The organism is Bradyrhizobium sp. TM233, assembly GCF_036247965.1.
Classification (GTDB): domain Bacteria; phylum Pseudomonadota; class Alphaproteobacteria; order Rhizobiales; family Xanthobacteraceae; genus Bradyrhizobium; species Bradyrhizobium ottawaense.
Genome location: NZ_BTIG01000007.1, coordinates 570,029 through 583,686 on the forward strand (window position 1 = coordinate 570,029; position 13,658 = coordinate 583,686).

At 65.7% G+C, this 13,658-nt stretch carries 10 protein-coding genes; 6 read left to right on the plus strand and 4 right to left on the minus strand.

Features of this window, described 5'->3' with window-relative positions:
- Positions 1–96 precede the first annotated feature (96 nt).
- Entirely contained in the window at positions 97–1,209 is a 1,113-nt protein-coding gene (locus tag AABA86_RS17255; RefSeq protein ID WP_212251271.1) for an SMP-30/gluconolactonase/LRE family protein, read from the plus strand.
- Positions 1,210–1,274: 65 nt separating this feature from the next.
- Here AABA86_RS17255 and ppc read toward each other — a convergent pair whose 3' ends face one another.
- Positions 1,275–4,067 carry a phosphoenolpyruvate carboxylase gene (ppc, locus tag AABA86_RS17260; RefSeq protein WP_338307639.1) on the minus strand — a complete coding sequence of 931 codons (2,793 nt, stop codon included), beginning with the start codon at positions 4,065–4,067 and terminating at the stop codon, positions 1,275–1,277.
- A 1,115-nt stretch (positions 4,068–5,182) separates the two neighbouring features.
- On the opposite strand from ppc, the gene AABA86_RS17265 reads away from it, so the two are divergent.
- From AABA86_RS17265 to AABA86_RS17280, 4 genes are all read left to right on the plus strand, one after another.
- Positions 5,183–5,410 (plus strand): hypothetical protein, encoded by a 228-nt coding sequence (locus tag AABA86_RS17265; protein ID WP_038948568.1) that lies wholly within the window; start codon positions 5,183–5,185, stop codon positions 5,408–5,410.
- Between the two features lie 255 nt (positions 5,411–5,665).
- Positions 5,666–8,455: a DUF2235 domain-containing protein gene (locus AABA86_RS17270; RefSeq protein ID WP_338307640.1), complete on the plus strand. Its 2,790-nt coding sequence runs from the start codon at positions 5,666–5,668 to the stop codon at positions 8,453–8,455.
- A 156-nt stretch (positions 8,456–8,611) separates the two neighbouring features.
- Positions 8,612–9,295 carry a response regulator transcription factor gene (locus AABA86_RS17275; protein WP_338307641.1) on the plus strand — a complete coding sequence of 228 codons (684 nt, stop codon included), beginning with the start codon at positions 8,612–8,614 and terminating at the stop codon, positions 9,293–9,295.
- A complete protein-coding gene (locus AABA86_RS17280; RefSeq protein WP_338307642.1) occupies positions 9,292–11,226 on the plus strand; it encodes a sensor histidine kinase in 1,935 nt (644 codons plus the stop codon). The genes AABA86_RS17275 and AABA86_RS17280 overlap by 4 nt, the downstream gene beginning before the upstream one ends.
- Before the next feature lie 136 nt (positions 11,227–11,362).
- Here AABA86_RS17280 and AABA86_RS17285 read toward each other — a convergent pair whose 3' ends face one another.
- Positions 11,363–11,668, minus strand: coding sequence for a hypothetical protein (locus AABA86_RS17285; protein ID WP_338307643.1), 306 nt, complete (start codon positions 11,666–11,668; stop codon positions 11,363–11,365).
- A 236-nt stretch (positions 11,669–11,904) separates the two neighbouring features.
- Between AABA86_RS17285 and AABA86_RS17290 the strand changes: the two genes are divergently transcribed.
- Entirely contained in the window at positions 11,905–12,129 is a 225-nt protein-coding gene (locus AABA86_RS17290) for a hypothetical protein (RefSeq protein ID WP_212247278.1), read from the plus strand.
- A 59-nt stretch (positions 12,130–12,188) separates the two neighbouring features.
- On the opposite strand, the gene AABA86_RS17295 is transcribed toward AABA86_RS17290, so the two are convergent.
- Entirely contained in the window at positions 12,189–12,611 is a 423-nt protein-coding gene (locus AABA86_RS17295) for a GFA family protein (RefSeq protein WP_212247279.1), read from the minus strand.
- 217 nt (positions 12,612–12,828) lie between these two features.
- Entirely contained in the window at positions 12,829–13,617 is a 789-nt protein-coding gene (gene mddA / locus AABA86_RS17300) for a methanethiol S-methyltransferase (RefSeq protein ID WP_212247280.1), read from the minus strand.
- Positions 13,618–13,658 lie beyond the last annotated feature (41 nt).

Consider the following 13,658-nt stretch of genomic DNA (forward strand, 5'->3'; position numbering starts at 1 on the left):
CCCTGCGATCTCCGGTTGTCTTGTCCGGAGATCGCCCCGGTTTACGCCTGATTGCGGGCGAATGGTCGCCTCCCAACAAAACTTTGGGAGGAAACCATGACAAGAATACTGACCAACCCCGACGACACGACTGCAGGCGGCGGTCTCGGCCGCCGCGCGCTGCTGCAGGGTGCAGCGACACTCGCCGCATCGACCCTGCTCGCCTCCAATGCCGACGCCCGCGACTTCGGCGCCAATGCCGAGCCGCAGCGCTATCCCGACCCCGACATCATCGCCATCGATCCCAAGCGCTTCAAGGCCAAGGTCGGCAACACCGCGATCAAGCGGCTCTACACCGGCTGCCTCTGGGCGGAAGGGCCGGCCTGGAATGCGCAGGGACAATATCTCGTCTGGAGCGATATCCCGGCCAACCGGCAGCTGCGCTATCTCGACGATGACGGCCATATCTCCGAGCAATTCCACAAGCCGTCGAACGAGGCCAACGGCAATTCGTTCGACACCGAGGGACGCCAGCTCAGCGCCGAGCGCACCCGCCTCGTCCGCTACGAGCACGACGGTTCGGTGACGACGCTGGCCGAGCAGGCGGGCGGCAAGCCGCTCAACGGCCCGAACGACATGGTGGTGCATCCCAACGACAAGGCGATCTGGTTCACCGATCCCGGCTACGGCGCGATCAGCATCTACGAGGGCAAGCTCGCAAACACCGGCTCGCTGCAGCCGCACCAGAAGGAAGCCGTCTATCGCCTCGACACCCAGACCGGACAGGTGGCGAAGGTCGCGGACGAGCCGTTCAAGCCGAACGGCATCGCCTTCAGCCACGATTACAAGAAGCTCTATGTCTGCGACACCGGCATCACGCACTATCCTGAAGCCAAGAACGTGGTGTGGGCCTACGACATCGACGGGGCCAAGCTGTCCAATCCGAAAAAGCTGATCGACATGACGCTCGACGGCAAGTCCGGCTTCCCTGACGGCTTGCGCGTCGACACCGAGGGCAACATCTGGGTCGGCGCCGGCTGGGTCGGTCCCGGCTATGACGGCGTGCAGGTGTTCGCGCCGACCGACGGCGCGCGGATCGGGCAGATCCTCTTGCCCGAGACCTGCGCCAATGTCTGCTTCGGCGGCAAGAAGCGCAACCGCCTGTTCATGACTGCAAGCCAGTCGCTCTACGCGGTCTATGTGGAGACGCAAGGCGCGCATTTCTGTTGATACTGCGCTCTCATCACGCGTCATGGCCGGGCTTGTCCCGGCCATGACGGCCGAGGGTGTAGCTCTTACCCCGTATTCCGCAACCCCGCCGAAATCCCGTTGATCGTCAGCTGAATCCCGCGCAGCACCTGCTCGTCCGGGTTCTGCGCGCGATGCTCCTTCAAGAGCTCGACCTGCACGTGGTTGAGCGGATCGAGATAGGGGAAGCGGTGGCGCACCGATCGCTCCAGCAGCGGATTGCCCTGCAGCAACCGGTCCTGCCCCATGATGTCCAGGAGCGTCTCGATGCAGGAATGCCATTCGCGGCGGATGCGGCCGAAAATCTTCTCGCGCAAGGCTTCGTCCGGCACCAGCTCGGCATAGCGCGAGGCGATCGCGATCGAGCTTTTGGCGAGCACCATGTCCATGTTCGAGAGCAGCATGCGGAAGAACGGCCATTCCCTGTAGAGCTCTTTCAGGAACGGCATGCCCTTGTCGGGATGCTCCGCGATCCACTGCTCGACCGCGCTGCCAAAACCGTACCAGCCCGGCAGCATCAAGCGGCATTGCGCCCATGAGAACACCCAGGGGATCGCGCGAAGATCCTCGATCGCCCGGGTCTTCTTGCGCGAGGCCGGACGGCTGCCGATGTTCAGCGTCGCGATCTCGTTGATCACGGTCGAGGACCAGAAATAATCGACGAAGCCGTCGGTCTCGTAGACGAGGCCGCGATAAGCCTTGAAGGCGAGATTCGACAATTCGTCCATCGCGGTCAGATATTCGCGACGCGGCGCGCTCTGGCGCGGATGCAGCAGACTTGCTTCAAGCGTCGCCGCCGCAAGAATCTCCAGATTGTTGCGACCGACCTCGGCGTTGGAATATTTCGACGAGATGATCTCGCCCTGCTCGGTGATGCGGATCTGGCCGTTCACGGCGCCGCCGGGCTGCGCGATGATGGCATCATAGCTCGGACCGCCGCCGCGGCCGACCGAGCCGCCGCGGCCATGGAACAGGCGTAAGCGCACGTGATGGCGCTCGAACACTTCGACGAGATTGATCTCGGCCTTGTAGAGCTCCCAGCCCGAGGTGACGAAGCCGCCATCCTTGTTGCTGTCGGAATAGCCGAGCATGACCTCCTGCACGCTGCCGCGGCTGTCGACCAGGCGGCGGTAATCGTGCAGCGACAGCATGCGGTCCATGATGCCGCTTGAAGCCTGCAGATCCTCGATGGTCTCGAACAGCGGCACGATGTTGATGGCGCTGCGCCCGGAGGGATGGACGAGGCCGACCTCCTTCAGGAGCACGGCGACCTCGAGCATGTCGGACATGCCCTTGCACATCGAGATGATGCATTGGGGAATGGCGTCCGAGCCGAACATCGCATGCGCTTCAGCTGCGGCATGGAAGACGTTGAGCTCGCCCATGGTCTCGTCGCTGTATTTGACGAACGGGGAGACCAGTGCGCGCGTCGAGCGCAATTCGTTGGTGAGCAGCGAAATGCGCGCCTCCTCGCCGAGCGCGAGATAGGACATGCCGGGGTTGGCGGCATCCATCAGCTCGGCAATGGTGCGTTCGTGCACCGCCGAGTTCTGGCGGATGTCGAGCCGGGCCAGATGGAAGCCGAAGCAGTCCACCGCGCGCCGCAGCAGCCGCAGCCGGCCGCGGGCGATGACGCGAGCGTTGTTGGAGATCAGCGAGCGGTGCAGCACGTCGAGATCGGCCTGCAGCTCCTTCACGCTCGCATACGGCGCACCCTTGCCGACCGGCCGGCGCGTGATCTCGACCGCGAGCTTTTCGGCCGTCGCGGTCAGGCGCGCATAGATGCCTGACACCGCGAGGCGATAAGGCTCGCCGCTCCGGTGCGGCGAGGTGTCGGGCGAGCGCTCCGCCAGGTTGCGCAGCTCCTCGGAGACGTCGGCGAGATGCGCCGCGATCGACAGTTCCGAGCCGAGCACGTGCAGCTCTTCCAGATAGAACTGCATCACCCGGCTCGACTGCAGCCGCAGCGTGCCGCGCATGACGTCGGCGGTGACGAAGGGATTGCCGTCGCGGTCGCCGCCGATCCAGCTGCCCATGCGCAGGAACGAGGCGAGTTCGGAGGCCGCCTGCTCGCCGCCCTCCTCCAGCCGGTCTTCGAGCGCGTTGACGAGGCGCGGCACCTCGCGCAGGAAGGTGTAGTCGTAGAACGACAGGCCGTTGGCGACCTCGTCGAGCACGGTGAGCTTGGTCCGGCGCAAGAGATTGGTCTGCCACAGCGTCAGCACCTCGCGGCGCAGCTGCTCGTCGCTGGCATCGGCCTCCTCCGCGGTCAGCGCCACGCGCTCGCGGCGGTCGAGCAGGCCGGCGACCTTCATCTCGCGGTCCATGGTGCTCTTGCGGCGGACTTCGGTCGGGTGCGCGGTCAGCACCGGGCTGACCAGCGCGGACTTGAAGAAGCTGCGGAGCTGATCGGGGCCGATGCCGGCGTCCCTGGCGTGGGCCAGCGTCTCCGCCAGCACGCCGGAGCTCTTGCCTGCGCTGCGAGCCCGCATCTGGCGGATGTTGTTCTGGTCCTCGGCGATGTTGGCGAGGTGGGAGAAATAGCTGAAGGCGCGGACGATCCGCACTGTTTCCGAGGTCGACATGCTGTCGAGGATCTGCTCGAGCTCGCGGCGGGCGAGCCGGTCCTCGTCGCGGTGGAAGCGGATCGAGGTCTGGCGGATACGCTCGACCAGGTCGAACACATCGGCGCCCTCCTGATCGCGCACGGTGTCGCCGAGGATGCGCCCGAGCAGGCGGATGTCGTCGCGCAGCCGCGCGTCGGCCTCCAGCGCCTGGACGTCCTCAGGGCGGTTGGCGCGATGCTCGGCGCTGTCGGATGGTGCGGTCTGGAGGGACATGGCTCGCTCCTCTTCAAGAGCTCCCTGCGGCTCCTCAGTCCGGTGGAGTGTGCGATATTTTTCTACCGCAGTGCAAGACGAAGTTGGGGGCGGTGCAAACTGGCCTCGATGCCGCAGTGCCCCGGACGCAGCGCAGCGCGCTTGCGGTGCGCTGCAGAGCCGGGGCCCATCTCTCCCGAGCAATTGTGGAGCTTCTGGGTCCCGGCTCTGCGCAGCAGCGTTGCACGCTGCAGCGCGTCCGGGACACAAGCGGCTGGGACCTTCATCGCCAGACACGCCTTCGCGGTCTCGCGGCGCGTTCCGCCCGAGCTTTGCTGTCCGTTTCGCCCTCCTCGAGAACAAAGGGCGCAGGGAAGGCCGGGGCGCCGGCTGGCACCCAGGGTCCGCACGCGACAAGACGCACGCGGGGTGACCACAGGTGACGCCGGGACATCCCGGCCTTCCCTGCGCAATGGCTTTACGGCTTATGGCGCGCTCTCCCCGGGGAGCGATGCACTATTGCCCCCGTCGCCTTGCGGATGGCTGATGCGCACGCCCGGTTGGGCAGCTCACATCACCGCAAGCCTTGACGCACAGACCCCGGGCGTCAGGACGACACGCTTTTGCCGTACGCGGACCGCACCGGTCGTGTGCGCGCTGCTCAACCGCTCACGGGCCAAACCCGCCCTGCGATTGCTGGCGCGCCGATGCGCTCCCCGTCCACCGCCACCCGGCCCGCGCATCGTGACGATCGCGAAACGCCCCTTATCCTTGGGCCAGGATGCGCGACACATACGACATTTCCGAATTTCGGTCAAGCAGAATTTTGAGATCGCGGCACGGTGTGTCCCGGCTCTGCAGCGCACCGCTGAAGTAGCGCTGCGCTGCGTCCGGGGCACGAGAGAGAGGGAGGCACGCCCTCTCCCGTCATTGCGAGCGCCTCGTCCGCCGAAGCTCGAAGAGCGAAGGCGGAAGCGAAGCAATCCAGGAATGCATCCGCGGAAACGGTCTGGATTGCTTCGTCGCAAGAGCTCCTCGCAATGACGAGGAGGAGAGATTATGCGTGTGGACGCGTTCGACTTCGCCGCGCCAGTCCCTATATCCTGTGGCAACAATCCGATGCAGCGGACAGTTTGATGGCCAGGACACGCAGGACGGACGCCGACGACCTCCCCCGCTATTTCGTCTGGGTTCGGGGCCTCGAAGGCCCCGAACCGCAGAAATGGATGGCGATGGATTTCGGCGTCGGCGACTGGAAGCGGCCGCTCGTGCTGGCCTATCTGGAGCTGCCGGCGGACGAGCGGGATCTGTCGCTATCGCTGTTGGCGCGGCGCTACCCGCCGCCGCGGGTGGATCTCTCGTAACGGCGTCAACACATCCAGCACAAAGCCGTCGCCACGGAGACAACGACCGCCGGAAGCAGCGCCACGGGATCGCCGCTGCCATTCAGCGACGACCCGACACGGCGGGGCGGCATGATCCCACTTGCTACCTCAGCGGGATTGTGCGCAGAATGCACCTGTATTTTCATGTTTCAGAGATTTCAACCATTGATTGATTCCGGGAAATGATGCCCGGTTTGGCCTGACGCTTTCCTTGTTGAATTGCCGGAGGGGCCCATGACGCATCATGATGTCGGGGGGAACGCCGATTCTCCGAGGCCGGAACGCGCGCCCAGCGACAGTGATGGGAATGCCAGCGGGAGCGCGAGCGCGGCCCTGCCAAGACGCAAGCTGGTGCTGTTCGCCGACGGCACCGGCAATGCTTTCACCACGCAGGAATCCAGCGTCTGGCGTCTCTATGAAGCCCTGGACCATACCCAGCCCGATCAGATCGCGCATTACATCAAGGGTGTCGGCACCGCCGGCTGGGCACCGCTCGCCGCGCTCGACGGCGCCACCGGCGTCGGCGTCCCCGGCAACGTCCGCAAGCTCTATCGCTTCCTGTGCTGGAACTGGCGACCGGGCGACGACATCTACATCTTCGGCTTCAGCCGCGGCGCCTTCACCGCGCGCACGCTGGCGGCGCTGATCTCGAGCCAGGGCCTGGTGCCGGCGGAGATCGACGACACGCCGGTGTCGCATGCGGAGATGGGGCGCAACGTCAAAGCCGCCTGGCGCGAGTACCGGCGCGAGACCGTGCCCTGGACCAAGAGCCTGCCGACGATCTGGGTCACGCGCTGGATTCGCGATGTCCTGCTGTTCGTCTATCACTGGCTTTGCCGGCACCGTAGCTATGCCGAGGTGCGGAGCAAGATGAACGGGCGCACCGAGGTCGAGATCGCATTCCTCGGTCTGTTCGACACCGTCGAGGCGTTCGGCGTTCCGGTCGAGGAGCTCCGTCTCGCCGTCGACTGGGCGATCTGGCCGATCTCGTTCCGCAATCACCGGCTGTCGCACAAGGTCAGGCATGCCTGTCACGCGCTCGCGCTCGACGACGAACGCACCACTTTTCATCCGCTGAGGATCGACCAGAGCCATCTGGCGCAGGGACAGATCGTCAAGGAAGTGTGGTTCACGGGCGTTCATTCCGATATCGGCGGCGGCTATCCGGAATCCACGCTGTCCTTCGTGCCGCTGGTCTGGATGGTCGAGCAGCTCGGCGGCCGGCTGCGCTTCCAGGACGGCGAGATCGAGCATTTCAGGGAATATCAATCGGCGCTCGGACCCAGGCATGATTCCCGCAGCGGCGCGGCGGTGCTGTACCGCTACGGGCCGCGTCCGATCCTCGGCGGAGATGAGAATGGCGGGCTGCCGGTGGTGCACTTCGCCGTCATCGAGCGCATGCTGCTCGGCTGCGACGATTACGCGCCGATCATGCTTCCGGCGAACTGCCTGGTGCTGCTGCCGGACGGAACGAGGTTGCCGCTGCGTTCCGAGGGAGAGGACCGCGAGCTCGAAGAGCAGCGCGCGCGCGAGGCTCTGAAAGACGCCTATCTGGCAAAGGCGACGGGCCCTCGACGCGAGGAGGAGGCGAAAGCCTTTACCGCGATGAGCACGCCCGATCCCGATATGTCGAGCCTGACGCGCGACACGGTGTGGTGGCGGCGCGTTGCTTATTTCTCGCTGCTGTTCATGGTCGGATTTATTGCCGTCTTTCCCTGGATCGCGCGCGGCCTCGTCGGCTCGTCCGAGGACGGAGGCCTGCATGACACGTGGTTCCTGAAGCTGATCACCAACGCGGATTGGCTGCTCGGCGCCGTCGTGGCGCCGGTCACCAACATCCTGCGGGACGTGCTGCCCTCCTATGCAAAGCCCTGGCTCGACATCGCGACGTATTACCCGGTGCTGACCTCCATCGTGCTCTTGATCACGCTGTGGGTGTGGAAAGAGAACGCCGCGCTGCGCGACAACATCCAGGAGCGCGCGCGGCTCGCCTGGAACACGCCGCGCCGCAAGGCCAGCAGGAAGCACGTCGCGACATCCAGCCGGGCGCTCGCGATCGCCAACTGGATGCGGCACCATGCCGGACCGGCGCGAACCCTCTTCGCCAGGCGGCTGGTGCCGCTCGCCTTTCTCTTCATCATCTTCAGCTCGGTCTTGCTGATCGCATCCACCAGCTATTTCACCGGCCGCGTCGCGCTCGGCGAAGTCTGTTCACTGCCGGAGACCAAGTCCGCAAGCGGCACGCGCGTCGAGCGCGGCAAGCCCGTGCTCGACGAGCCCTTGCCCGCCCGCGCCGTGTTCGAGACCAGGGACCTTTGCTGGTGGAGCGGACTTGCGGTCGAGAAAGGCCGCAAATACCGGGTCTGGCTCGACATCGACGAGCCCTGGTTCGATCGCACCATCATGACCGGCGTGAACGGCTTCGAGACCGACCTGGCCCACACCGTCTTCGTGCCGATGCGACGGCTCTTTGACGCCGACTGGTTCCAGCCGGTGGTGCGTGTCGGTTCGAAAGGCATGAACGACATTCCGCTCACGGCCGTCAACGTGATGCCGGCAGATGAACTGCCGCGCCGGAAGCGTCCGACGCTTCCCGCCGAGGACGATCTCAACAAGGATCCCGACCACAGATATTGGGTTCGCGTCGAGGAAGAGCTCGGCAAGAACGATCCACATCGCGCGCGGCTGGAAGCGCTCGACGATTTTCAGCCCATCCCCACAGACGACCTGCCTGCCGCCCGCGACGTCTGGAACAGACAGAATCTGACCGGCCGTGTCGTCGCCGAATTCGTCGCACCCGATTCCGGCGAGCTGTTCTTCTATGTCAACGATGCCGTCCAGATATTTCCGACCGTCCTGCCCGGCAGCATGACGCCGTCGTTCCTGGCGCCTTTCCAGGGCCGGCTCAGGAAATTCTACGACAACAACAGCGGCACGGCGCTTATCAGGGTGCAGCGGCTTCCGCCGCCCACCGATCCCGCGAAACCCGCGGAAGCGCCGAAACCTGCCGAAGCGAAATTGTAGGCGCCGGCCTGGACAGGCAGGCCGGCACGGCCCGGTGCTGTTCGGTCCAGACCGCTGGATTCTCCCGCCCCCATGATTATGGGTGTCACGACATCCGCACTGCGGCTAAACTTGCCCTTGCGCCGCGGGGGACACGCGGGTCGCGGGACCAGGATCATGACCGAACAGGGCGGGACGGGTGAAGCCATCACCATCCTCCTCGTCGAGGACGACGCGCCGACCTGCTGGCGGCTGCAGGATGCGCTGGTCAAGGCCGGCTACGAGGTGCGCAGCGCCGGCACGCTCGGTGAAGCCCGTTCCGCCCTCGCCGGCGGCGCGCCCCGCGTGCTGCTGACCGATCTGCGGCTGCCCGACGGCCACGGCGTCGAGCTGATCCGCGAGATGAGGCAGCGCTTCCCCGACACCGAGATCATGGTGATCTCGGCCCTCGGCGACGAGGAAAGCGTGATCTCCGCGATCACGGTCGGCGCCACCGGCTATCTGCTCAAGGATGCCTTCCCTACCGACATCGCCACCACGGTGCGCGATCTGGTCGCCGGCCATTCGCCGATCTCGGCCTCGATCGCGCGCTTCATCGTGCGCAGAACACAAGGTGCCGCGCCAAATTCGGCGGAGCCGCCGCCCGGCCCCGTGCTCAATACGGCGAGGCTCACGCCGCGCGAGATCGACATCCTCTGGGGCATCGCAAAAGGCTTCAGCTATGCCGAGATCGCCAGCCATCTCGGCCTGTCCAAGCAGACCGTGCCCGGCCATATCAAGAACATCTATCGCAAGCTCGAGGTGCACACGCGCGGCGAAGCGGTGTTCGAGGCGGTGCAGCAGGGCCTGATCAAGCTGTGAGCGAGATCGCGGCCAAAGCACCTGCAAAGGCACCCACGCGCCCGCGGCGCCGGCTGATCGCCTCGCGCCTCGTGCCCTATCTGCTGCTGCAGGCCCTGATCGTGATCGCCACCGTTCTCGGGCTGCAGCTGCTGCAGCCGAGCGATCCCGACGATTTTGCGTTGAGCGGGTTTTCGCTGCGGCAGGACGGCGTGACGCTGCCCGTGACGTTGCCGCATTTCACGGCTTCGCGCTATTCCCTGGCCGACCCCCCGCTCTACGCCGGCAGCTTCACGTTCCACCGCGGCGATGCGGCGGCAGGATGGTCGGTCTACCTGCCGCGCTTCAGCAACGCGGTCGAGGTCGCCGTCGACGGCGTCGTCGTGCTCGATTCCCGGCGCGACGCCAACGCCAATCGGCCCGACCGCAACACGCCGCAGATCGCAGCTATCCCCGCCTCGCTGCTGCGCGAGGGCGCCAACGAGATCACGGTGCGCCTGTTCGTGTGGGGGCCGTTGAAGGGCTTTCTCGACACGGTGTATGTCGGACCCGACGCCGCCTTGCGTCCAGCCTATGAGACGCGCACGCTGCTGTTCGTCACCCTGCCGGTGGTGTTTTCGGCCTGGCAGTCGATCCTGGCCGTCATCCTCGCGATCATGTGGCTGATGCGGCGCCGCGAGCCGGTCTATGGTGTGTTGGCGGCTGCGATGGTGCTCGGCGTGGTGCAGGCCTACGTCCCGCCGCCGGTGCCGCCGGCCGCCACGTCGCGGCTTGCCGCCGTGCTGCTGGCGTCCGCGCCGATCGAGAGCGCGTTGGTCGTCATGTTCGGCGTGCTGTTCTTCGGCTGGCGCTGGCCGCGCTACGGCATGCTGCTGTTCGTGCCGGGCCTGGTCGTGTTCGTGGTCGGGCTGATCGGAGGCCCGCCGCTGCCGCGCATTCTTTTTCTGGTGCTCGGCATCCCCACGGTCGGGCTTTGCCTGGTTCTGATGGCCTGGGTGACCGCGACCGCGGTCGTCCGGCGGCAGGACGCGGCAAGCTTCACGATCGGCTGCGCCGTCACCATCGTGCTGGTCTGCTGGATCCAGGACATGCTCACGGTGCTCGAGATCGCGAGCAACGATCGCATCTTCGTTTCGCGCCTGTCCTATTCGGCGATGCTGGTCGCGATCGGCGCGGGACTGACCTGGCGCTTCGCCCGCGCATTGAACCAGGTCGACAGCTTTGCCGGCCAACTGGTGACGCGCGTGCGCGAGGCCGAGGAGCGGCTGAAGGCGAGCTTCGTCCGCGAGGAGGAGCGCGCGCGCGCCGCCGCGCTCGCCAATGAGCGCACGCGCCTGATGCGCGACCTGCATGACGGCCTCGGCGGCCAGCTGGTCAGCATCGTCGCGCTCTCCGAGCGCGGCCATGAGGGCGCGACCATCACCGACGCTGCCCGGGCCGCGCTGAAGGATCTGCGCCTCGTCATCGACTCCATGGACGACATCGGCGGCGACCTGATGCTGGCGCTCGGCTCCTGGCGCGAACGTGCAAGCGCGCAATTGCGGCCGCACGACATCACGCTCGACTGGCGCGTGGCGATCCCGCAGGGGCTGCCGCTGCATCCTGAACTGCGGCCATGGCACGTCATCCAGATCGTGCGCATCCTCGACGAGGCCGTGACCAACGCCGTCAAGCACGCGCAGGCCCGCCACATCGCGGTCACCATCGAGACGCTCGACGCAAGCGAGGGGCCGTACGGCCTGATCAGCGTGACCGACGACGGCCATGGCTTTGCGCCGGCCGGCCATGGAGAGACCGCCCGCGCGGGCCAGACCGCGCGCGGCTTGCGCAACATGAGAAGCCGCGCCGCGCGCTGCGGCGCGGTGCTCGACCTGAGTTCCGATGCTTCCGGGACGCGCGTGCGGCTGCAATTGCCGCAGCGTTTTCCCGACAGCGACGCGGCTGCGGGCTGAAAAGCCCCCTCTCCGAACGTGTGGGACGCGCGGAGAGAGGGAACGGGCCGGGTGGTTTGCCGGCGGAGGACGGGGGGTTCGTCCGCAGGGCGCCCTGGGCCCGAAGCGATGCAATCAATTCAATCGATTGGAAGTATCAGCGCACGCCGACGCGATTGACCGGGCCGCCGCGATTCATCGGCGTTCCCGCGCGCACGCCGACACCGGGCGCGCCGACGCCGGGCGTTACCACCGCGGCCCTTGCGACCGGCGCGCCCGGCGCGACCACCACCGCCGCCGTCGGCCGCACCACGCAGCCCTTGGGCACGCCGACCGTCTTGCAATAGACCACCGCCTGCGCCGGGCTCGTGCCCAGCGACACCATCGCCACGCCCGTCAGCGCCATGACCGTCAGCGCCATGACCGTCAGCCTTGCGCTCAGCGCTCCAGCTCTCTTCGACATCTAGCTCTCCTGCTTCCCGTTCGGCGTCCCGATGCAATCACCGGATTTCGCAGCCGAGGTGCAGCCTGAATGACAAAAGACGGCGGGCGGATACATGCCATGAAGATGGGGGTTGCTGCAGCCGCGAGGCCGGGCCGACGCCATGAACATGGCATGGACCCGCGCCCGGCCTTCGCGAGATGGTCCGGCCCGATCGATCCCGGTCGGGACCAACGTCGATTCCAAAGAGGTGCTTTATGAAGATTTCAGCTGTTGCCGCGCTGCTGCTCGCCGCTACCGCCCTGCCCGCTGCTGCGCAGTCCGGCCCATCGGTCCAGGAGCAAATGGCCTGCCGTGGCGACGCCAGCAAATTCTGCGCCGAACATATCGGCAAGCCGCCGCAGATGAACGCCTGCCTGCGCGAGAACAAGTCGAAGCTCTCGGACAGCTGCCGCAAGGTCGTCGAATCGCGCGGCGGCTGATCCGTTATCCTTCTCTACAAAGAGGGCGGCGGGTTGCCGCCCTCTCGACACCGGCGCCGCTACTCCTGCATCATCTCGCCGCTGCCGCCGAACTCGGCCGGAAAATCCTTCAGCTTGGGCAGGCCGTCGCGCATCGGCAGCACGGTCTCGGCATAGTTGACGTGAACGCCGGGCGCGAATGCCAGCGTCGGGATGGTGGCGGTGAAGACGTCGACCAGTCCGAGCGGCGGATGGTTGGTCATGAGATGGCCGCCGCACTTCTTGCAATATTTGCGCTGGCTGAGCGCCGTCTTGGCAAAGGTCTCGACATGCTGGGCGCCTTCGGTGATGCGCACGGCTTCGGGCTTCCACAGGCTGAAGGCGTTGACCGGGCCGCCCGACCAGGAGCGGCAGGAGCGGCAATGGCAATAGCCCATCGCCTCCGGCGCGCCCGTAACCTCGATCGTGACCGCGCCACAGAAGCAATTTCCGACATGTTTCATTGGGTCGTCTCCGTTTGATGAAGAGAAAGAAATCCTCTCCCCGCTCCTCGTCCACAATATGTCGGGACCGGTGGGATGCGGGGAGAGGTGTCGGGGTGAAGGGGGAGATCACCCCGGGGGACGTCGAGGGGACGGAATGCGTGCGACGCTTGGGGTAGCTCACTCCGCGCGACCGGGCGTCCTCCGTTCGGCGGACGCCCGCGGTGCCGCGCCGAGGCTAGAGTGACCGGCGCCAGGGAATAAGCATCGACACCCGTTGTTTGTACTGCCGGTACTCGTCGCCGAAGAGAGCGACGAGGTCGTGCTCCTCCAGCGCGATGCCGACGAAGATGTAGAGCGTGGTGACGACCGCAAACAGCAGATGCCCCGCGGTCATGGTCGGCGCCGCCCAGAACGCAATGATGAAGCCGAGATAAATCGGATGGCGGACGAAATTGTAGAGCAGCGGCGTCTTGAAGCGCGGCGGCGTCATCTCCTTGCCGACCAGGTGGTTGGTCACCTGATGCAATCCGAACAATTCGAAATGATTGATGATGAAGGTCGAGGTGAACACCAGGATCCACCCCGCGAAGGACAGCGTGACCAATGTCACGGCGAGATCCGGGTCCTCGACATTCCATACGATCGCGGGCAGCGGACGCCACTGCCAGAACAGGAGCAGCAATGACAGGCTCGCCAGCAGCACATAGGTGCTCCGCTCGACCGGCTTGGGGACGAACTGCGTCCACCAGGCCTTGAACTGCTGGCGCGCCATCACGCTGTGCTGAATGGCGAACAGCGACATCAGGAGCAGATTGATGATGACGGCTTCAGTCGTCGGGGTCTGGGTTCCAGTATCGATGGTCTTGGGCACCACCAGACCCATGACGAAGCCGATGGCGTAGAGAATGGTGACGAAAAACACGAGATACGCCGCAATTCCGTACAAAAAGGCGATGAACCTGAAAATGCGCAAGCCCGCAACCTCCGGGCCGACCGAATGAACCTGTTGATCGAGTTGGGTCATATAACAGCTCCGTTGTGCCAAAACGCCGGCACTTCGTTGGT